This window comes from Enterococcus malodoratus (assembly GCF_027659535.1).
Classification (GTDB): Bacteria; Bacillota; Bacilli; order Lactobacillales; family Enterococcaceae; genus Enterococcus_A; species Enterococcus_A malodoratus.
The window spans coordinates 330,711-352,277 of record NZ_JAQDPG010000002.1 but is presented as its reverse complement, the minus strand read 5'-3'; the positions used below and the strand labels follow the sequence as shown (position 1 = coordinate 352,277).

The 21,567-nt window shown below is 39.2% G+C and carries 23 protein-coding genes; 18 read left to right on the top strand and 5 right to left on the bottom strand.

Features of this window, described 5'->3' with window-relative positions:
• Positions 1-74: 74 nt before the first annotated feature.
• Together PGP85_RS05080 and PGP85_RS05075 are read right to left on the bottom strand one after the other, a co-directional pair.
• Positions 75-779 (bottom strand): histidine phosphatase family protein, encoded by a 705-nt coding sequence (locus tag PGP85_RS05080; RefSeq protein ID WP_010739120.1) that lies wholly within the window; start codon positions 777-779, stop codon positions 75-77.
• Positions 780-802: 23 nt separating this feature from the next.
• Complete coding sequence (locus PGP85_RS05075; protein ID WP_270326404.1) at positions 803-1,429, bottom strand: MBL fold metallo-hydrolase; 627 nt, start codon at positions 1,427-1,429, stop codon at positions 803-805.
• A gap of 341 nt (positions 1,430-1,770) precedes the next feature.
• On the opposite strand from PGP85_RS05075, the gene PGP85_RS05070 reads away from it, so the two are divergent.
• Complete coding sequence (locus PGP85_RS05070; RefSeq protein ID WP_010739122.1) at positions 1,771-4,113, top strand: helicase C-terminal domain-containing protein; 2,343 nt, start codon at positions 1,771-1,773, stop codon at positions 4,111-4,113.
• Positions 4,114-4,255: 142 nt separating this feature from the next.
• Here the strand turns inward: PGP85_RS05070 and PGP85_RS05065 are convergent, their stop codons facing one another.
• Positions 4,256-4,747, bottom strand: coding sequence for a YajQ family cyclic di-GMP-binding protein (locus PGP85_RS05065; protein ID WP_010739123.1), 492 nt, complete (start codon positions 4,745-4,747; stop codon positions 4,256-4,258).
• A gap of 147 nt (positions 4,748-4,894) precedes the next feature.
• Here PGP85_RS05065 and PGP85_RS05060 point away from each other — a divergent pair, with 147 nt between their 5' ends.
• From PGP85_RS05060 to PGP85_RS05035, 6 genes are all read left to right on the top strand, one after another.
• Positions 4,895-5,794, top strand: coding sequence for a YitT family protein (locus tag PGP85_RS05060; protein WP_010739125.1), 900 nt, complete (start codon positions 4,895-4,897; stop codon positions 5,792-5,794).
• 96 nt (positions 5,795-5,890) lie between these two features.
• Positions 5,891-6,232, top strand: coding sequence for a metal-sulfur cluster assembly factor (locus tag PGP85_RS05055; protein ID WP_010739126.1), 342 nt, complete (start codon positions 5,891-5,893; stop codon positions 6,230-6,232).
• A gap of 65 nt (positions 6,233-6,297) precedes the next feature.
• Positions 6,298-6,516: a hypothetical protein gene (locus PGP85_RS05050; RefSeq protein ID WP_244265980.1), complete on the top strand. Its 219-nt coding sequence runs from the start codon at positions 6,298-6,300 to the stop codon at positions 6,514-6,516.
• 110 nt (positions 6,517-6,626) lie between these two features.
• The gene (locus PGP85_RS05045; protein ID WP_010739128.1) at positions 6,627-7,532 is read left to right on the top strand and encodes a helix-turn-helix transcriptional regulator; all 906 of its coding nucleotides are present in this window, start codon (positions 6,627-6,629) and stop codon (positions 7,530-7,532) included.
• Positions 7,533-7,545: 13 nt separating this feature from the next.
• Positions 7,546-7,845: a YciI family protein gene (locus PGP85_RS05040; protein WP_010739129.1), complete on the top strand. Its 300-nt coding sequence runs from the start codon at positions 7,546-7,548 to the stop codon at positions 7,843-7,845.
• A 15-nt stretch (positions 7,846-7,860) separates the two neighbouring features.
• Complete coding sequence (locus PGP85_RS05035; protein WP_010739130.1) at positions 7,861-8,163, top strand: YciI family protein; 303 nt, start codon at positions 7,861-7,863, stop codon at positions 8,161-8,163.
• Positions 8,164-8,205: 42 nt separating this feature from the next.
• Here the strand turns inward: PGP85_RS05035 and PGP85_RS05030 are convergent, their stop codons facing one another.
• Positions 8,206-8,772: a hypothetical protein gene (locus PGP85_RS05030; protein WP_010739131.1), complete on the bottom strand. Its 567-nt coding sequence runs from the start codon at positions 8,770-8,772 to the stop codon at positions 8,206-8,208.
• A gap of 247 nt (positions 8,773-9,019) precedes the next feature.
• On the opposite strand from PGP85_RS05030, the gene PGP85_RS05025 reads away from it, so the two are divergent.
• The 6 genes from PGP85_RS05025 (at position 9,020) to PGP85_RS05000 (ending at position 15,151) form a co-directional block, all read left to right on the top strand.
• A complete protein-coding gene (locus PGP85_RS05025) occupies positions 9,020-10,555 on the top strand; it encodes an ABC transporter permease/substrate-binding protein (protein ID WP_270326402.1) in 1,536 nt (511 codons plus the stop codon).
• The gene (locus PGP85_RS05020; protein ID WP_010739133.1) at positions 10,556-11,509 is read left to right on the top strand and encodes an ABC transporter ATP-binding protein; all 954 of its coding nucleotides are present in this window, start codon (positions 10,556-10,558) and stop codon (positions 11,507-11,509) included.
• Positions 11,510-11,511: 2 nt separating this feature from the next.
• The gene (locus tag PGP85_RS05015; RefSeq protein WP_270326399.1) at positions 11,512-12,837 is read left to right on the top strand and encodes a dihydrolipoyl dehydrogenase family protein; all 1,326 of its coding nucleotides are present in this window, start codon (positions 11,512-11,514) and stop codon (positions 12,835-12,837) included.
• 74 nt (positions 12,838-12,911) lie between these two features.
• Positions 12,912-13,598, top strand: coding sequence for a hypothetical protein (locus tag PGP85_RS05010; RefSeq protein WP_034708574.1), 687 nt, complete (start codon positions 12,912-12,914; stop codon positions 13,596-13,598).
• Between the two features lie 4 nt (positions 13,599-13,602).
• A complete protein-coding gene (locus tag PGP85_RS05005; protein WP_270326494.1) occupies positions 13,603-14,514 on the top strand; it encodes a sce7725 family protein in 912 nt (303 codons plus the stop codon).
• Positions 14,504-15,151: a GNAT family N-acetyltransferase gene (locus PGP85_RS05000; protein WP_010739138.1), complete on the top strand. Its 648-nt coding sequence runs from the start codon at positions 14,504-14,506 to the stop codon at positions 15,149-15,151. Before PGP85_RS05005 ends, PGP85_RS05000 begins: the two co-directional genes overlap by 11 nt.
• Here PGP85_RS05000 and PGP85_RS04995 read toward each other — a convergent pair.
• Positions 15,143-15,685 carry a guanylate kinase gene (locus PGP85_RS04995; protein ID WP_010739139.1) on the bottom strand — a complete coding sequence of 181 codons (543 nt, stop codon included), beginning with the start codon at positions 15,683-15,685 and terminating at the stop codon, positions 15,143-15,145. The genes PGP85_RS05000 and PGP85_RS04995 overlap by 9 nt on opposite strands.
• A 66-nt stretch (positions 15,686-15,751) precedes the next feature.
• Between PGP85_RS04995 and pbp4 the strand changes: the two genes are divergently transcribed.
• From pbp4 to PGP85_RS04970, 5 genes are all read left to right on the top strand, one after another.
• A complete protein-coding gene (gene pbp4 / locus PGP85_RS04990; protein ID WP_010739140.1) occupies positions 15,752-17,776 on the top strand; it encodes a penicillin-binding protein PBP4(5) in 2,025 nt (674 codons plus the stop codon).
• A gap of 55 nt (positions 17,777-17,831) precedes the next feature.
• Positions 17,832-18,014, top strand: coding sequence for a hypothetical protein (locus tag PGP85_RS04985; RefSeq protein WP_010739141.1), 183 nt, complete (start codon positions 17,832-17,834; stop codon positions 18,012-18,014).
• 206 nt (positions 18,015-18,220) lie between these two features.
• Entirely contained in the window at positions 18,221-19,258 is a 1,038-nt protein-coding gene (locus PGP85_RS04980) for a DUF1002 domain-containing protein (RefSeq protein WP_010739142.1), read from the top strand.
• 216 nt (positions 19,259-19,474) lie between these two features.
• Entirely contained in the window at positions 19,475-20,323 is an 849-nt protein-coding gene (locus PGP85_RS04975; protein WP_010739143.1) for a hypothetical protein, read from the top strand.
• Positions 20,324-21,352, top strand: a complete 1,029-nt coding sequence (locus PGP85_RS04970; protein ID WP_010739144.1) for a hypothetical protein — start codon at positions 20,324-20,326, stop codon at positions 21,350-21,352.
• Positions 21,353-21,567 lie beyond the last annotated feature (215 nt).

The window sequence follows — 21,567 nt, the reverse complement described above, 5'->3', positions numbered from 1 at the left end:
GAAAAGACCATTGAAAAAAGGCTAAACTTTTTTTAAGAAAAAAACTGTTGGCAATTACCAACAGTTTTCAAAGCTTATTCGTCTGTATGATCTGAAATAGTTTTTCCACGTTCCATGTAGCTGATATCATTAATCGCACGGATCGAGAATTTGCCGTTTTCATAACGCAGGCGGTTGATACTGCCATTTAGCAGGTTAGCCCGAACAGGTTGTTTTGAATCAATCAAGCTTAATAAGAAAGCAATCGTTAAGCCATGAGAAACGATCAATACGTTTCCGCCGCCGTGTTTTTCTCGGTTTTGTGCAATATCCTCAAAGCCGTTCCAAACACGATCACGCAATTGTGTGTAAGGCTCTGCCCAATTAGCTGTGTCTGCACCTTCAACTGCATTTGCGATTTCTTCGAAGCTGACATCCGTTGCGAATAAGTCATCCTCTGTCTTGAAATTCAACACGCGAGGTAGAACACCCCACATTTCAGCATCATAGGCGCCTTCTAATGAACCAAAACACCATTCACGGATACGCGGATCTACGTGATAAGGAATATCTTTACCATCGGGATGCTCGCCTAAAAGAATGCGCATTGTTTCGATCGCCCGGCCAGAATCGCTTGAATAGGCTTCTTCAAACTTTGTATCCTGTAAACCTAAGCCAACGTAGTGAATGCCGTCGCGGCCGCTTTTTGTCAGCGGTGTATCACACCAGCCTTGTACTCGAGCCAACGTATTGAACATTGTTTTACCATGTCGAACAATATAAAGATTTGTTTCTGCCATATTTAAAACCTCCAAAAAGTTGATTAATTAAAGAACGGATTTGTATCGACCTCGTGACCGATCGTTGTCGCATCACCATGTCCGGGATAAGCCGGTAATTCACGAGGAAGAGTGAATAAATAATTTTTGATGCTGTATAACAATTGCTGCATGTCGCCAGAGTAAAGGTCGCTGCGGCCAATACTGCCTTTGAATAGGGCGTCACCGACAACTACAAAGTCATCAAATAAAAAGCTGACACTGCCAATGGAATGTCCGGGTGTTGGAATGACTTCAAAGGTCATGCCGCCAATCGTGTATTCTTTCATTTCAAACTCATATTCCGCTGGCTGAACGATTAAGTCAGGCATATTATCATGACGTCCCAAACCAGAAAGATTTAAGATTGGATCTCCCAACCATTTTTGTTCCAATGGGCTGACATAGACGGGAACGCCGTACTTGTTGCGCAACTGTTCCACAGCCCCAATATGGTCGTAATGAGTATGGGTCAAGAGAATCGCACGAGGTGTTTTTCCAATGCGTTTGATTTCCTGCACCAATCGATCGCCCTCCGAGCCTGGATCAACGATCAATAAATTTTGTTCATTATGAATCAAATAGCAATTTTCTTGCGCGATTCCAGTAACAAAACCTTCGATTTGAATCATTATTTTCCTCCCTGAAATACTAAAAAGTAATTTTCTTTGGTTTGATTCACTTTTACTGACCGAACGAAAAATTGCCAGTAAGAAAAACTCAGCATCACAAATTCCTTCTTCATTATACCTTAAAAGTAAAAAAATTGTGGCTTCCCTGAACGATTTTGACATATTCACTGAGAAGCCAAATGAATCATGGTTTTGTCTGAATCTTTTAGGTGATAGCTAAAAATTTTTCTCTCTATTATATATAGAATAAAACTTGACGAGTGGAAAAAAATCTTCTATGGTGAAACAGCAAAATGATTTTAACAAAGCATTTTGAACGAAACATAGAATGAGGTGACAAGATGGCGGTCAAAAAAATAGCAGTTCGTGAATTGGTAGAATTTATCTTACGAAGCGGCAGTATTGATGAAGGAAAAAACAGTAATCATACACCGCAAGAAGGCGCTCGTATTCACCGACAGCTGCAAAAAGAGGCCGGTACCGACTATCAGAAAGAAGTTTGGCTGAAGAAGCCGATTGAAATTGCTGAAACTGCCGTCCAAATCGAAGGGCGAGCAGATGGAATTTATATAGAAGAAGATCAAGTGTTTATCGACGAAATAAAAACATCGGAGACACCTTTCGAAGAATTGGAAGCGGGGATCATTGATTTATATTTTTATCAAGCAATGGTTTACGCATACATTTACAGCGAACAGGAAGAATTAACGCAAATTAATACACGTTTGACCTATTTTCAAACCACCGAAGAAAAAATCACGCGCCAAATTCGCAGCTTTACTTTTACAGAGCTGACTGAATTCTTCAATGATTTAGTTAAACGTTACGAAAACTGGCTGATTTTTCAAATGCAATGGCGGGATACTCGAAATGATTCCTTGAAGTCTTTAGACTTTCCTTTTGACACTTACCGTGCGGGACAAAGAGAGTTGGCGGCGGCAGTTTATAAAACGATCCATGCCCAGCAAAAACTATTTGTCGAAGCGCCGACCGGAACAGGAAAAACTATGTCTACTTTGTTTCCAGCCTTTAAAGCGATGGGGGAAGAGTTAGGCGAACGTATCTTTTACCTGACTGCTAAAACCATTACCCGACAAGTTGCTGAAGAGACGGTCACAAAGATCACGAAAAAAGAGGGTCGAGTTAAAAGCGTCACACTGACTGCAAAGGACAAAATCTGTTTCCTGACAGAACGTAATTGTACACCAGAGCACTGTCCCTTCGCGAAAGGTTATTATGACAGAGTCAATGATGGGTTATGGGATATGTTGAATAATGCAGACCAATATACTCGACCAGTCATTGAAGAGTATGCTCGAAAACATGAACTCTGTCCTTTCGAACTTTCACTGGACGTGAGCCGCTTTTCGGATATCGTCATCGGGGATTACAATTACTTGTTTGATCCAACGGTTTATTTGCGGCGATTTTTTGAAGAAGAAAATAAGACGAATCTAGTGCTGGTCGATGAAGCACACAACTTGGTCAATCGTTCGAAGGAAATGTATTCAGCCAGTATATCACGTGAAAATATCGCACAAATGCAAAAGGATTTGGACAAGTCCTTTAAAAAATTGAACAGAGCATTTACAAGAGTGGATAACGAATTTGAATTGATTCATCAAGCCTTGGATGGAGAAGCCTACCATCATCAACAAGCAGCTCCAGAAAGCTTGATTAATAGTCTTTTTAAACTACAGGAACAAATCAAGGAGTGGCTGGCAGAAAATCCAGATCATCTAGCACAGCAAAAAATGCTGCCTGTTTATTTTGAAATCTTGCGTTTTACCCGAATGAGCGAGTTTTATGATGATCATTACCAAACGACGGTGGAGCATAAAAGCTATGATTTGATTGTAAAAGAATATTGTATTGATCCTTCTTGGTTCTTAGAACAAACGATGGAGAAGGTCGGCAGCAGCATCTTATTCTCGGCGAGCTTTTCACCGCTGGATTACTATCAAGAAGTGTTGGGCGGAGGAGAAGAAAGCTTAACTTATCGGCTGCCTAGCCCATTTCCAAATGAAAATCGTTTAGTTATGGTCGATGCCAGCATTCAGACGACGTACCAGAAGCGGACACAAAGCATACCGAAAATTGCTGCTTCGATTGAACGGTTAGTTAAAAACAAGACCGGTAATTATCTCGTCTTCTTTCCATCATTTCAGTATTTGGATCAAGTTGCGGATTATTTTCATGATGTGTTTCCTGAATACGCGATTCAGATTCAAGGTTCAAAGCTAAATGAGACTGAACGGGAAGAATTCTTAGCCGCCTTCGTCAATCAGCCAGCAAATACTTTGATTGGTTTTTGTGTCTTGGGTGGGATTTTTTCTGAAGGAATTGATTTAGTCGGGGACCGCCTGATTGGTACAGTTGTTGTTGGAGTGGGATTACCTCAGGTTAATCATGAGCAAGAGTTGATCAAAGAGTATTATGATGAGAAACGAAACCAAGGATTTAGTTACGCGTATCAGCTCCCGGGAATGAACAAAGTTATTCAAGCGGCTGGGCGAGTCATTCGAACCATGGAAGACCGAGGAATTATTTTGCTGCTGGATCAGCGCTATACCAATCCGCATTATCAAAACCTGTTGCCGCCTAACTGGTCCGATCGAAAAGTTGTCTATGGTCCAGAGGAAGTAGAACGGGCTGCCCAAGCTTTTTGGCAGCAAAACGAATAAATAGCATTTGATTATTAATAATGGCAAATAAAAATATCGCATTTAAAATATTTGCTTAAAAACAATCCATTAGTCATTAGGGGCAAACCAGCGAGCAGTATTTAATAAGAAACGAAAAAGCCGACAACAGTGTCGGCTTTTTTTAACGATAATTCGTAAATTGTACATCAATCGGTAGATCAATATCTTTTACTAAAGTAATAACCTTTTGTAAATCATCGCGATTTTTCCCAGTTACGCGTAACTGATCTTCTTGAATTTGCGCTTTGACTTTGACTTTGCTGTTTTTAATTGCGGTAGTGATTTTTTTAGCACTTTCCTTATCAATCCCATTAACAAGTTCCGCCGTTTGCCGAGCATTTCCGCCCAAAGCATGTTCAGAATCAGAAAATTGAATGTTCTTTAAGGGAACACCGCGTTTGATCAGTTTACTGAATAGTACGTCTTTGACTTGTTCGACTTTATAATCATCCTCAGCCTTTACTACCAATTGATTTCCTTCAATTTTGATATCAAACAAACTTCCTTTGAAATCAAAGCGATTCTTCAACTCTTTCAAGGCGATTTGTACGCCATTTTTAACTTCCTCTTTATTTAATTCTGAAACGATATCAAAGCTTGCATCTTTAGCCATAGACACCCTCCTAAGTCTTTTCTTATAGTTTATCAAAAATTACTAAGAAAGCTATGATTATTCTCCAATAAGTGATTGAAAACGATTGATTATTATTGATAGAACCTGTTACTCTATTATAGGTTTGAATTGAAGGAGGAATATCGGATGCAGAAGGTTATCAATTATACATCAAAAGACTTGGCCAAAAAAATCCTTGTCATATTATTTACTGGTTTGACCGGTGCGGTCGGTTTGAACTATTTCTTGATCCCGGCAAATGTGTTTTCAGCCGGCATGACTGGGATTGCCCAGATTGCAGAACATTTACTTTCAAATGCCGGATTATCCGTCGATACTGGGATTCTTATTTTTCTTCTGAATGTTCCGGTATTCATTTTAGGATTTATCAAATTAGGTAAATCGGCGATGATTCTAAGTTTCGCTAACGTGATTTCAATGTCCTTTTTCACTACATTGGTGCCTGTTGGACAGGTGACAGACAATGTCTTGATGAATGCTATCACTGGTGGGGTCTTGCTGGGGATTGGTGCAGGTCTCTCGTTGAAATTTGGTTTTACTACCGGTGGATTAGATATAGTTTCATTATTGCTTTCAAAAACAACTGGACGAACAGTTGGAAATTATATGATGCTGTTGAATGGTTTAATCGTTGTTGTAGCCGGTTTCTTCTTTACATGGGAAAGCGCCTTATACACGATCATCACGATTTTCACTATGAGTACAGTCGTTGATTATGTCCATACTAGTCACCAAAAAATGACGGCCTTTGTCAATACGAACAAGAGCACGGAGATGTGTGCCGCATTGAATAGTGAACTCCTCCGTGGGTTGACAGTCATCCCTGCACGAGGCGGATTTAGTTCGAGTGAACGGGAAGTTATTATGATTGTTTTTACACGATATGAATTATACACGCTTAAGCAAGTGGTGGCCCACGTCGATCCTAACTCGTTTACTAATATCGTAGCGACAGACTCAGTTGTGGGGACTTTCTTGACACAAGACGAACAAAACCTCATTAAAAAATCGCAAGTTAGCAAGTAATGATTGTTAAATGAGAATAGATAGGTTTCAATTCTCATTTACAAAAGCTGGCAGATAGAGTAAAATACTCTTGAAACTCGAAAGGGAGTGGAGCAAGTGGAAGAGAACACACAAAAGTGGACCGATGCAGAAGTGGCTGAAATTAAAGAAACTATTTTGACCGCTTTAGAGTCAGTCATTGACCCTGAGTTAGGCATCGATATCGTCAACCTTGGTTTGATTTATGAAGTAGATTTCGAACAGACTGGGAACACTGTGATCAAGATGACATTGACAACCATGGGCTGTCCGTTAGCAGATATCTTAACTGACAACATCCAATCAGCATTGTCTGAGATTCCAGAAGTAACCAATGTAGAAGTGAAGCTTGTTTGGTATCCAGCATGGACGACCGATAAAATGAGCCGTTACGCACGAATTGCTTTAGGGATTCGCTAATAATAAGATAATTTGTCTCCTCTTAAATAAAGAGGAGACTTTTTTTGCTATACTTTAGAAAAGGAGTGAGGTATTTGGAAGACTATTTTTTAACAGATTATTTGGCCGCTAAGAAATCGTTGGCTTCAACGCTCCATAAAATTGAGCAGGCAATCATTTCTTTAGAGGAGAAACAGTCGGCTGGTCGAAATATGAAAGCGCAGCTGACTTTGTCGAAGGAACGAGTAAAAGCGTTAAAAATTTCGCTGGCTTTGATTGATCGAGAAATTACCCGAATGTCCTAAAACAGATGCTAAGCATGAATAAAATGTTTTCATCTGTTTTTTCTTTTTCTAATATGACAGCTTGTTGTCGCATTAGCGTTGGTATAGTTTACATGAAAGGAAGGAGTTCTATGCAGATCGAACGGTTAGTGAGAATGATCTTTTACATCGTTAGCCGCGAACAAGTTACCGCTAAAGAATTAGCGGATTATTTTAATGTTTCCACACGAACGATTTATCGTGATATCACCACACTGACGTTATCAGGAATTCCTATCACTTCAAAGAAAGGAACTGGCGGCGGAATCTCATTGATGGATGGTTATGCTTTAAACAAGTCCTTTCTGACGACTGAAGAACAAGTACAAGTTTATCAAGGACTGCAGATTCTCCAAGCATCAAACTATCCGGATGCTGAACAAGCCTTAACTAAAATTGACGCGCTTTTCAATCAGTCTTTATCTGATGACTGGCTTGAGATTGATTTTAGTTATTGGGGAAGTAGTGAAGAGGAAAAAATTACTATTTCTGATTTACGGCGGGCACTGACTAAGAAACATGTTTTAACCTTCGAGTACTTTAATTCCGAGCTTCAGCAGTCTGAAAGAAAAGTTGACCCATTACGTTTGATTTTCAAATCCCATGCATGGTATATCGTCGGATATTGTCACCATAATCATGCGGTCAGGGTATTTCGTTTATCTCGCATGAAGAGGATCAATGTCTTGTCGGAATCATTTGAACGAAGTTTGCCAAAAGATTTCTCATTAGCAGATTCTACATATGAAGTGAATTATTCAACCTTCAAATTACTGTTTCTGCCAGAAATGTCCTATCGTTTATTTGATGAATTTCAAGAGCAGCAGGTTGAACGATGCCCCAATGGCAATTATTTAGTTACCGTTCAGTATCCGTTGAACGAGTGGACCTACCATCGCTTACTTTCCTTCGGTCCCTATGTTGAAATTCTTGAACCGGCCGAGGCTCGAAAGGAATTAAAAAGGCGTGCGTTAAAAATCGCACAAAAATATGACTAAAAGGAGCGAGATTATGGAAGAGTGGCTATACGTCATGATGATCAAGAAAACCAAAGAATATCGTAAATTGAATAGAGCAGGAGTCGTTGCACATGTCGATAATTTACGAAAGCTAGACGATCAAGGCTGTTTAGCGCTTGGTGGGGCTTTCAAAGGATATCCCGGAATGGCGGGGATGTATCTTCTTAAGGCAAACAGTTATGAAGAAGCAGAAACAATTTGTCAGCAGGAGCCATTGATCGTTGCGGGGTACGCAACTTATGAACTTCATCAGTTGCAGGTTGCTAATAAAGACAATAATTATTTGTTATAAGAAAGGAGCAGTAAAATGAAAGAGGGAAGTACGTTGTTTGTTCGGATTGATTACAAGAATGGAGCGGGTGAGGTTACCGAACAGGTAGCGATAGCATCTGCTCAGTATCTAAAGCAGTTATCAGAAGAACGTTACCTAACAGCGGGAGTATTCGGTGATATGACCACAGAAGAAATTGATGGTGCCATGGTGATATTCGAGGCGGAAAATCTAGCAGAAGCGAAAGCAATCTCTGATGCAGATCCAGTATTTCAGGGTGGATTTTATCACTACGAGATTAAACAATGGCATGTAATGGTAACAGCGATTGAACAGTAACAAAAAAAGAAACGACCGCTAATAATGTCGTTTCTTTTTTATTTAGATTGATTGGAAAAGGCTTAGCATAGCTTCTGTACGTTCTCTTGTCGGTTCATTTAATGAAGACAATTCTTCTGAAACTTCGCCTGCAGAAGCTTCTTTCAGCAATAGCAACCGATAAATCAGCCGCAAATCTTGTCGACGGACTTTAGGAAAATGCTGCATCAACACTTGATTGAAATCAGCATTCATTTGGTTAATACCCAATAAAGGATCTTTTTGAATCGTATAATTTGTCAAATAGCGATCAAAATCCTGCATCGCTGATGCCGCTTCTTCAGGGATAAATCCATTTGCCCAAGTCGCCGTCAATAAGACGAAACTGTCTGCTTCCGACAGTTCATTAAGAAATCCAGTAATAGTAGCATCCAATACGTTTTCTTGTAGAGTCTCGAAGACTTCGGGCTCATTTTTCTTGATACGTAAAAAATAATTGGTGAAACCATCACTGTCTAGCAAATTCAGGTCAATCGCTTTAAACCAATTATAATGGTGAGAATTTAAATATGAGTAAGTTTTCTCTTGTTTAGTTAACTGGATTTTTTTTAGTTCATCATTTGTTTTCATCTTTTTCCTGCTTTCTTTTTTGCTTTATAGATTGAATTACAGTTTTTATTTTTCGTTATTCTAATGAATAACGAACGTAATAAAAACCTCTATAATGCAAAGTTAAAATTCTTTTTTTTTAGAAAAATATCACTATCAGAATAGGAGTCAATTGTCATTATACTACTTTTTGACCGAGCGAATCTTTTTGTCTCCCTTTTTGATTAAGTTATACTGAGAATAAGTCATAATTTTGAAAGGATCTTTTATGAATGAATTAATTAATACTTTTAGTGAAAGAAAAGACGAATTGCTAACAGCGATCTTCGAGCATTTAGCGATTTCTTTAAGTGCACTATTGATTGCTATAGTGATTGCAATTCCCTTGGCGATCCTACTGAGCCAGCGAAAAAAATTGGCAGAAGTTGTCTTGCAGATAACGAGTATCCTGCAAACCATCCCTTCATTAGCCTTATTGGGATTACTTATTCCCTTTGTCGGTATTGGTACCGTTCCTGCTTTGATTGCATTAGTGGTTTATGCCTTATTACCTATTTTCCAAAATACGTACATCGGTTTAGCAGAAATTGATCCATCAATCGAAGAGGCCGCTGATGCTTTCGGGATGTCTCGAATGCGAAAATTAATGCGAGTCGAACTACCAATGGCGATGCCGGTTATTATTTCTGGTGTTCGAACGGCTTTGGTTCTAATTATTGGAACTGCAACATTGGCTGCTTTGATTGGTGCCGGAGGATTAGGTACGTTTATTCTTCTTGGGATTGACCGTAATGATCCAAACTTGACATTGATAGGGGCGATTAGTTCAGCGTTATTGGCGATTATCTTCAGTACCCTGATCCGATTCTTGCAAAATCGCAGTGGAAAGGTCACATTGGTGGCGTTAGGTGTGATTTGCTTAAGTATTGGCGGTATTTTTTTTGCTCAGAACAATTCGATCGGCAGCGAGACCGTAACGATTGCTGGAAAATTAGGTTCAGAGCCAGATATTTTGATCAATATGTACAAAGAGGTTATCAAGGATGAGGATTCCTCAATCAACGTAGAATTAAAACCAAACTTTGGTAAAACAAGCTTCTTATTCAGTGCGGTAAAGAGCGATCAAATCGATATTTATCCAGAATTCACTGGAACAGTTTTAGAAAGTTTAGTAAAAGTTCCAAAGAGTACGCCGGATGACTTATCACCGGAGAAGACTTATCAGGAAGCAAACAAATTGCTAGATTCGCAATTCGACATGCGTTTGCTAAAACCAATGGATTATGAAAACACCTATGCCTTAGCTATGAAGAAAAGTGAAGCCGAAAAACGCGGCATTACAAAAATTTCTCAATTGCAAGCACAGCAAGATCAATTAAAAGCAGGCTTCACACTGGAATTTATTGACCGTCAAGATGGTTACCGAGGCATCCAAGATAAATACGGTGTCAAATTAAGCTCCGTTCAAAGTATGGAACCCGCGCTGCGTTATCAAGCAATCAATAATGGTGACGTCGATGTGATCGACGCTTATTCGACGGATAGTGAGATTAAGCGATATGATTTAGTGACATTAGAAGATGATTTGCATCTCTTCCCACCTTATCAAGGAGCACCGTTAATGAAAAAAGAATTTGCGGATGAGCATCCAAAAGTAGTCAAAGCGTTGAATCGTTTGGCTGGTAAGATTACTGAGGATCAGATGATCGAAATGAACTATCTGGTCAATGTGAAGAAGGAACAACCAGCAAAAGTTGCTCATGACTTCTTAGTGAAAGAAAAAATCATTGGGGAGGAGAAATAGATGGAATCGATTATTGAATTTAAAGACGTCAGTAAAGAGTTCGAAGGAAATGTTGTCTTAAAGGACTTGAACCTTACAGTAAAAAAAGGTGAGATATTTGTTTTAGTTGGACCTTCTGGCAGTGGGAAAACAACTTCCTTAAAAATGATTAATGGGTTAGTTGAACCTACTGATGGTAACCTGTACTTTAAAGAAAAACGAATCAAAGATTATAATATTCAAAAATTACGTTGGCAGATTGGGTATGTTCTTCAACAAATCGCTTTATTTCCAACAATGACCGTTAAAGAAAACATCGAAGTGATTCCTGATATGCTCGGTTGGGACAAGGAGCAGCGGAATAAACGAGTAGATGAATTATTGCAGGAAGTTGATATGGATCCAGAGCTGTTCAGAGATCGGATGCCAAGTGAACTATCTGGCGGTCAGCAGCAGCGGATCGGGATCATTCGTGCTTTGGCATCAGAGCCAGATATTGTTTTGATGGATGAGCCTTTTAGTGCACTTGATCCAATTTCGCGGGCGAGCTTACAAGATCTGGTCTTGGAATTGCACCGGAAATTAGGGAATACAGTCATTTTCGTTACACATAATATGAAAGAAGCGATGAAGATTGGTAGCCGAATCGCTGTAATGCATGAAGGGAAATTAATTCAATGTGATACCCCAGAGGAGATTCAAAAACATCCGGCCAATCAATTTGTCGAAGAATTCTTTGATGAAACCACAGATGAGGTTTATACTCAAACACTTGAAGCATTGTATAATGGCGGTTTCTATCAAAAGACTGCGGTTGCGAATACTGAATTGAGAAGCTTAGATTTAGAGACCAGCTTGAGTGAGGTTTTTGATTTATTAGCCGAGCAGGATGCTTTTACTATTAAACGAGATGGAAAATTAATAGGCTTGATCAACCGAAGCGATGTCTTCCGCTTTTTGAGTCAGGAGGGTTAATAATGGAAAAATATGATGCAATTGTGATTGGCAGCGGACCAGCTGGAAATTCTGCTGCTTATGGTTTAAAGGAACAAGGGAAAAAAGTGGCGATTATCGAATCCGACTTGTGGGGCGGGACTTGTCCGAACCGTGGGTGTGATCCAAAGAAAATGCTGATGAGCGGAGTAGAAGCACAAAAAAGAATTGAGACGATGCTAGGCAAAGGATTTGATCAAACGCCTAAAATTGTTTGGGAAGATTTGATGACTTTCAAGAAAAGCTACACTGATTTTGTTCCGCAAAATACAAAGGAAGGTCTAGATGCCGCAGAGATCGATCGTTACCAAGGACAAGCGAGCTTTCTTGATGCAAATCAGATTGTAGTCAATGATCAAGAGTTATCGGCCAACCAGTTTTTGATTGCAACGGGACAACGTCCGGCGGTATTGTCGATCGATGGTCAAGATTTATTGCAAAGCAGTACTGATTTTTTAGATTTGAATCATTTACCTAAGAAAATGGCATTTATCGGTGCAGGCTACATCGCATTTGAACTCGCAGTGATCGCGAGTGCCGCTGGTTCTGAAGTTCATATCATTCATCATAATGATCGTCCGTTAAAAGAGTTTGACCAGGAACTAGTTAATGATTTAGTCGAACACATGAAGGCAGATGGCATTCAATTTCACTTAAATGTGAATACAAAATCGGTAGAACTAATGCATCCAAATTATCGTATAACTGGTGAGAATTTTGAATTGGTTGTTGATATGGTTATCGGAGCTACCGGGCGTATCCCAAATGTTGAAGGATTGAATTTAGAAAAAGCCGGTGTCTCCTATGATAAAAGAGGAATTAAGGTCGATGAGCATTTACGCACAACGCAACAAAATATTTTTGCTTGTGGAGATGTGATCGCGAAAAAACAACCGAAACTCACACCAGTTGCTGGTTTTGAGGCAGGTTATGTCGTTAATGCCATGAATGGCGATACCGAAGCAATTGATTACCCATTGATTCCAACAATAGTATTTGGCGATCAACGTTTGGCTAGAATCGGCTTAAGCGAAAGAGAGCTTGACGATCACCCAGAAAAATACCATTCAGAAACGACGGATCTATCTAGCTGGTACACTTATCACCGAATCAATGATCAAGGAGCAAAGATCAAAATCGTTTATGATGAAGACGACAAGATTGTTGCGATTACTTGTTTAAGTCAACTGGCAGACGAAGTCATCAACTATCTTTTGATCATTCTAACTAAGAAAATGTCCCACGAAGAAGTTGAAAAATATATTTTTGCTTATCCAAGTCCAGCAAGTGATCTTTCATATTTTATTTAAAACAGGGGGCAACCTCTGTTTTTTTTATTGCAGATATGCTAAAGTTTACGAAAATACGTTCCCGTGGTGAAATGATGAAAACAACATTGACACAAGAAATCGAAAAGGCATTGTATTATTATTGTATCGAACTCGGCGGTATTGTTGTAGAAGAAGTAACGATGCCGGATGAACAAGGAATTGTTGATACACTTGCTTGTTTTTTTAAACCGAATGCAACTGAATGGCGCTGCTATGAACTAAAGGTAACCAAAGCAGATTTCTACTCTAAAGCAAAACTTTCCTTTATCGGCCATTATAATTATTTTGTATTAACAGAGGAACTTTATAAGAAAGTTCAAGAGGATATTCCTAATGAGATCGGCGTTTTAGTATACCGGCCATACATTAAGGCTGAAGATCTTCCCGCGGATGGGACTTTCTTCATTGCGAAAAAACCGCTAAAACGCGATTTGAAGGTTGAAGAAAATGCACTGACACAGCGTTTTACAGCCTCGTTATTTCGAGAGGTTCAAAAAGCAAAACGCATGTCATATGGAACTAGTTTTTTCTCAACAGAGCAGCTGTATAAAGAACTGCGGCGACGATTAGACGAAAAAGACAGCTTACAAGAAAGCAATTATTATCAACGTTTTGTTGAGGATGTCCAAACGGCGCGCATTGAAAGTTTAGAAGAAGAGCTGCGTGCTTTGGAACAAGACTATGAATTTTTACGGCAGCAAAGGCAAGTTCGGCGTCGGCCGACTGAACCATTGGAGTGATTTGATGTATTATCCATATTTACGAGGCAAACAGTTTGATCTATTGGCAGTGAATACTTTGATCAAAGAGAACCGCTGGTCGAAAAGGATTCGACCTATTATTGAACCGGTTCGTGATTCAGCAACTCTCAAAAAGACGATTGAGCTATTTGATAAATATAATTTGATCTGTTATTTGATAACCAATCCTCAGGTAGGTACAGCGAAGCTTTTCGCGGAGAAAAGATTTGAGTGGGAGTTGAATGAAGAGTCAAGTGTAAAAAAGGCGGAGATCGTGACCAAGGAAAATACTTTTGCAGCGAATCTTTACTTGTTTGATGCTCATTCTCCACGAAAAAAAGCTGATTTGCCTATCCAAAGCGAGAGTTTTTCGGTTATTCCAGATCAAGGAAGATTTAGAGTTTTAGATGTACCAAATAAAATTTTACTCAGAGATGCCTTCCAAACGAAAAAAAATGTTGCCAATTACAGTGAAAAGGTAGATGATTTTTATAGCGATGAACATCTCTATTTAGGACCGGATTCAAACGGATTCAGCGACTACACGATTGAAGGTAGTCGTTATTTTGATAAGGGCGGACCTAGTCGCGCAATCGCGATTCACATTAGCTATTTTGATGCGTATCTTAATTTGAGAATCAAACATTTTGTATCTGATAGTAATGAGAACGCAAAAGATCAAGGAGAAAAATTTTTTGAAGCACTAGAAAAATTGTCTGACTGGTATTACCGTAATCAGGATCAGCTGTTGCTGACTCTAGGTTTGGAAGAATTATTACGATATCAGGAAATAAGAAAATTTCCTGGCTTGGGAACGATTAAGAAGTGGTCGTTGGCAAACCATTTGGAATTGATCGGAGCCTTCTTAGAGCAAGGCGACCATTGGCAGAAAGGGTGGAAAAGAAATGGGATATGAAGATGAAGATTTTATTGTTAGACAAGCGAAACAAATGGGCGAACTGCTAGGGAGCTTTCTTGGAAAGAAGGATACGGAAGCGATTCTGTCATTTGGCGATGAAGCAAAGACGAGTCAACCAAAGGAAACGGCGTTTGATTTTCGTCCAAGTACTTTAGCAGACATACCCGCCATCGGTCTCATAATCGCAGAAGCTAAGCAATACTTAAAAGAACAGGGTTCGCCACAATGGCAGGACGGCCACGAGCCTCACGAAGCAGTGATCCGAGAGGATATACAAAAAAAAGCCAGCTACGTGCTGACTTTGGAAGACGAGATTGTCGGAACTGTGGCACTAATCAGCGGTGAAGACCCTGTCTACGAAGCCATCGAAGGACAGTGGCAAGGAAAGGGACCTTATGTATCTTTACACCATATAGCAGTCAGTCAGAAACATCGCGGTATTGGCTTGGGCAAAAATTTATTAAGTATGGCAATTCAACAAGCGAAAGCTTTAGGCTATGAAGATATCCGAATTGACACCTATCCTGCTAATCAGCCAATGCTGAGTCTGATCGAGAAATGCGGCTTCACTTATTGCGGCATGATCCATTTTCCATTTGAGCATGGCGAGCGCAAGGCGTTTCAACTAGTTTAGCGCTTGTCGTAATTGAAGATACATTTCTTCTAAAGAAGTCTCACCATCAATTTCAATTAGATTAGAAAAGTTCTTTAAACGTGCCAGACTTTCTTGGTCTTCTTGAAAAATTGCTAGACGCCGTTCTAGTTCTTCAGGGGCAGCTCTTTTTTCGAGGCGATCAATCATGGTTTCTTTAGAAATATTGATCCAGATGGGCACCATTTGATTGCCGAAAATCCGATGCAAATTGATGAAGCCAGTTGTAGTGATTGGATCATAGCAATCACCAGCGGCTAGGGCTTCCTCCAAGGTTGCTTTGGCAATACCATAAAACTCTTCATCATAAACATCGTATTCGGCAAATTTATCGTTGTTCACCATTTGCTTGAACTCTTTTTTCGATATGAAGTAGTAATCACGTCCGTGTTCTTCACCATCACGAGGGGCACGCGTTGTGTAAGAAATAATTTTTTGTTCAGCGGTAAAGGCTTTTTCGGCCAGGCTGGTTTTTCCTGAACCGCTTGGTCCGATGAATAGATAGCAATGATTCATAATTAACACGTCCTTTTTTATAGTATAAAGAAAGAGGACCAAAGAAGCTAGGGAGGGGACCCTGTCATGGAGAGAAGTACACGCAACACGAAACAAACAAATAAATTACCGATCATTATTGTCGCTGTTATTATTTTGCTAGTTGCCGGCTTTTTCGGTGTACGTGCTTATCAGGCGAGTCAAATCAAAAAACAAAGCGAAGAGACAGTCGAGGCCTTTGTTAAAAGTTTACAAAAGGGCAAGTATCAAGAGATAACGAAAAATTTGAATGCCGACTCAGTAAAAGAGAATGGTTTTACAAAGAAGCAAGTAGCAGAGAAATACCAATCTATTTTTTCTGGTATTAGCGCCACAAATATTAAAATGAAAAATCTAACCGTTGATAAAAAAGACAACGAATATCAATTTTCATATGACCTATCTGTAAATACCGGATTTGGTCAGTTAAAAAATCAAAAATATACGGGGACATTGACTAGTGACGGCAAAGAAATCAAATGGAAACCGAATCTGATTTTCCCTGGAATGTCCGGTAAGGATAAAATCAATTACTCAGTAGATTCGGCTGTGCGTGGTGAAATTTTGGATCGCTCTGGTCAAGGGATCGCTACCAACGGAACTGTCTATCAATCGGGAATCGTACCGAAGAATCTTGGTACGGGAGAAGAACGTACGACAAAAATCGATGCAATTGCAAAAAGCCTTGATCTTACAGCTAAAGATGTGGAATCCGCATTGTCCCAAGGCTGGGTACAGGATGATTTCTTTGTCCCATTGAAAACCACGGCAGATGCACCAAAAGAAACACCGGATGGACTGGAAGTAAAAGAAGCAACCGGACGAACCTACCCATTAAAAGAGGCCGCAGCACAATTAATTGGTTATGTCGGTAAAGTAACTGCTGAAGACATGAAGAAAAACGATGATCTTGCAAGTGATAGTCTGATCGGTCGAAGCGGCTTGGAAATGGCGTTGGATAAACAATTGCGCGGTAAGGATGGCGGGTCATTAGCTATCACTGATGATAAAGGTAACGAAAAGAAGGTCTTACAAAAGATCGACAAAAAGGACGGAGAAAATGTCAAATTGACCATTGACAGCCGTGCACAGCAAATCGCCTACAATGGTTTGAATGGACAGGCTGGCTCTAGCGTTGTGACCGCTCCTAAAACAGGTGAGCTATTAGTTGCTGCCAGCTCTCCAAGCTTTGATCCAAATAAAATGACGAATGGAATTAGTCAGGCTGACTATGATGCCTACAGTAATGATAAGAACCAACCCTTTATGAGTCGTTTTGCAACGGGCTATGCACCAGGATCGACCTTTAAGACGATCACGGCTGCAATTGGCTTAGATGCAGGAACGTTGAATCCAAATGAAGAATTGGCAATCAATGGGCTAAAATGGCAAAAAGATAGTTCTTGGGGTTCATATCAAGTTACCCGTGTTTCCGATGTTAGTCCAGTCAACTTAAAAACCGCGTTGGTTTATTCGGATAATATTTATATGGCGCAAGAAACATTGAAGATGGGAGAAAAAACTTTCCGTGCCGGTTTGAACAAATTCATTTTTGGCAAGGACTTAGATTTGCCTATCGCTATGGATAAGGCGCAAATTTCTAGTAAAGATAGTTTTGATTCTGAAATTTTACTTGCCGATACAGGTTATGGTCAAGGACAATTATTGTTGAATCCAATCCAACAAATTACAGCCTATTCTGTATTTCCTAACAAAGGAACGATGGTCTATCCTAAACTGATCGCTGACAAAAAAACAACCGATAAAAAGGATGTTATTAAAGCCGACTCGGCTGAAACAATCACCACAGATATGCAAGCGGTAGTCAGTGATGAGAATGGCACGGCTCATAGTTTGGCGGCACTGAATATTCCATTAGCAGCTAAAACCGGAACAGCCGAGATCAAGCAAAAACAAGATGAAAAGGGTCAAGAAAATAGTTTCTTATATGCCTTTGATGCGGAGAAACAAAATTATTCTGTCGTTGAGTTTCTAGAAAATAAACCTGAAGGAACCTCTGCTACAGACCTTTCAAAAGATTTATTAACTTATTTACATGAGACATATCAATAAAATACTTGTTTGAAAAGCTGATGCTTGGTAAGATATCCAAGAAGGACGGTGTCTTATGAACAAGCGACAACGAAAAAAACAGGCTTACAAGCAATATATTCGAGCAATTTTTGAAGGCTACGAAAAAATGCTGGAAGATTCAAGTATTAAGGAACTACATTTTAGTTATCTAAAAGAAACAACCTACTTGGAACGCGACGACCAAGGAAAGATTCATTTTACAACTAAAGAAAACTAATTTAAAGGGCTTCTCAATCTGCTTGGTTGAGAGTCCTTTTTCTGTCAAAAAACACAGAATTTTTGGTTTTCCCTCGGACTTAAGACCGAAAAAATAGTTAAGAGATTCTTAGCTTGGTAAATAATTGTTTAAAGAGAAGGGTTTTGAGTAAGTAAAAAGGGAGAAATCAGCTACTATGTATATATCAAGTTACAGGAGGAAATACGATGAAACTTCATAAATATCTTTTATTAGCAGGCTTAGGACTTTCGTTGGGTGCTGGCTTAGTCAGTCAAACAAAAGCTCATGCAGAGTCTGGTGACGGAGCGATCAATGAACGTTGGGGGAAACCAACTTTCGTAGCCGGTGCTGGCTTAAATCAGCAGCAATTAACTGAAACGATGAATAAATTAGGAATCAATCAAGAGAGTGTCAAAATGGAGACTGCTACAGGAGCAGATCTTGTAAAATATTTAGGATACGGCAGCGGGGACGACAGCGTTATGTTGAGTTCGGTAGTCGTTAATCGTGAGGACCAAGGAAAAGGGATCGATGTTAAAATATTGACACCGCAAAATATTACTCAGATCACCGCAGATCAATACAAAAATCCGCTAGTCACAGCAGGTATCACTGATGCGACAGTTAAAGTTGCCAGTGTTGTGAAAGTAACTGGGGAGAGTGCTTTGACAGGTGTCTATAAAGCCTTCGAATCGAATGGGGAAACAGTTGATCCACAGCGGGCGCAGCTGGCACAAACCGAATTGGATACAACATCAGATATTTCGCAATCTGTCGTTAATAAAGCAAATGAACAAAGTCAAAACCAAAATTTGTCTGATAGTGAAAAAGACAAAGCCGATGAAGCCTATAAAGCACAATTAAACCAAACGCTAGTCGATATTAAAAAGGAGCTGGCTGACCTCAAAGAGAAACAGGGCGAGTTGGCAACAAAAGATGATGTAGAAAAAATCGTCAATGACGCATTGGAAAAAAATAATTTGTCCCAGTATGTCACTAAAGACGATATCAATAAATTAGTCACTTTAGCACAACAATATCAGACAACTGATGGTGTTTTGGATAAGGAATCTATTGAGCAACTAGATAAAATCAGCAGTGATTTCAAAGGTACGGTCAATAAGGTCTCTGATCAACTCGGAAAATTCGGCGATTCGCTAAAAGGAACATTAGAAGATAATCAAGGATTTTTCGCAAATTTATGGCAGCAGATGAAGGATTTCTTTAGTGGTTTAACAAAATAATTAAAAAGATTGTGTCATTTTTTAAGATTGACACAATCTTTTTTTACTATCTCCAACATTTTATACTTATCATTACGGCTCTGCTAGGGTAAAATAAAAGGGTGGGTTTCAATTCTTACGAGAAATTTTAGGAAATATCTCTGTTTGATTTGGATCAAAGATAATTATGGTAATATTTATTATATAATTAATCAAAAAAATAAAGGAGGGTCTTAGATGGAGACTCCGGAAAAACAGGAAGAACTTCAAACTGAAACTTCGTTCGATTCAGTGAAGGAATCTGCTTCCGATGTGTTAGGTGGGTTGATGGGGCAGATTAAGCGGTTGGAAGAGGCAATGAAATTGGAGCATATGGGTGATGTTTACCAAATCTACTGGAATGAATTGCCTGCATCAATCCAACAATCCAGCAACGCGAACCATGAGATCGATAATTTCTTGACAAGTAAATTGGATCAAGAAATTCAAAGGACGTTCCCATTTATGATCATGTGCGACGTTGTTTCACCAATTTTGATGAATTATCAAATCGGCAGCTACTATCGCGAGCGTGCGGTTCTGCAAGTCGATGCTACACAGCCTACAATAAAAATATTACCTGAGATTCGTGATCAGTGGGAAAAGGTCATGAAGGGAGAATATAAAGAGCAATTATCGGAACTTGAAAACCAGCAAGATGATTTTGATGCGAAAACAATTGCTGCTCAATCAGAATTACGCGAGTTAAATGGCAAGATCGCACATCAAGAAAAGCTTAAGGCTGAGCTAGAAGAAACCAAGAGCTTTATGAACCGCAAGAAAATTGAAGAAGAAATCGAAGTGATTGATGATAAGTTAAGAGAGTTGAAGCAGCAAAGGAGTCAATGGACACCTTTTGTCGGCGATCAATTATCCGGCGAATCACAAAAAATTGAATTGGCCAATCGAATTGCCAGCCTTTCGTTAGAACAAGCGATTGCTTTAAAAGAGCTGCGCTTAATCAAAAAACGGTTCGGCGGTTTAGAAGAAATGGATGCCGCGCTTGAAATTTTTATCAAAGATTTTTTAAACAAGGGGGCGGAATAAATGACTGAGGAAAAAAATAAAATCAATCAAATTTATGATGCATTGGTTGATTCTGAAGAACCCGGATTGAATATTCGCGAAAAAGAAATTCTTCACCCCGAAGAATCTACAGAAGATCAAAATGAATCCTTTAAAGGAACACCGCAAACAAAACCAGTTAGCGATTCGTCTTTAAACTATTATGATAACCGCAGTGAGAATTATCAAGATTTATTAAGTTTGATTGACGATGCAGAAAAAGAAATCGCTGATCTGAAATTTAGAAAGGTTCTAATGGAGTCTGATTTCCCAGCCTTGTTAGATTATTTCATAAAAATCTTTGTTAAAGAAGAGATGAGTGTCTCTGCGATTGCTAAGGGTGCATTATTGGAATACTTCACCTTTGAGTTAATCAAACCATTAGAAAATCATGATCTGCACCTTTCAACGAATGAATTTTCGACTTGGGAAAGCAAACATTTTAACCTTACTTATCGCTTGACCAGTGCGAATGACATCAATTTTAGTTTTATGATGCCAACTTCAGACGGAAAATTCCGTAGTGAAAAAATAAAATTGATGGAAGTTTATCCGGATACAATGAAGGTCAAAGTATTGAATGATGCCGTTTTGACTTTATTGAAGGATTGCTATAACAAGCATATTTATACTAGTGGACAGAATTCTATGTTCAGTCGTGAAATGAATGATGTCATGGCTCATATGAAAGATTTGGGCTTTGATTTTGATGAAAACTTGTTAGACAATAGTCAGCCGTTAGATCTAGCAGTGGATCTTCACCATAAAACTCCCGTGGATGTTCTTGATAAGATTTTCATTACCACTATGGATAATGAAAATTATGATTTCAAAAAGGTTGGCGAAAATAGTTATCTAATTGCTTTAGACGGCAATCAAACTGTCACAATCAAACAAAATACAATTGATCAAACGAGCAGCCTAAAACTTAACACCGATCGTAAAAATCGATCATTGATCGAATTTTTCGGTAGTTACCCATTTTTAGTGCCCTTAACGATTACTGATTAATAATGATGAAACAACAAGTGTTGCACCAATTTATTGGTGCAGCTTTTTTTGTACTTTAGCTTTCAGCAAAGGCATTTGTCGTTTGAGACGGAATTTATTAGTCAATCCTTAAGAGACTTGGCAAACTGTTCTACCTGTTAAGAGCAATCCCTTTGGAAAAAATTAAATTTTCGGGCTTTTTTCATAGGAAATCGTGTTCACTCGTGAAAGTCCAC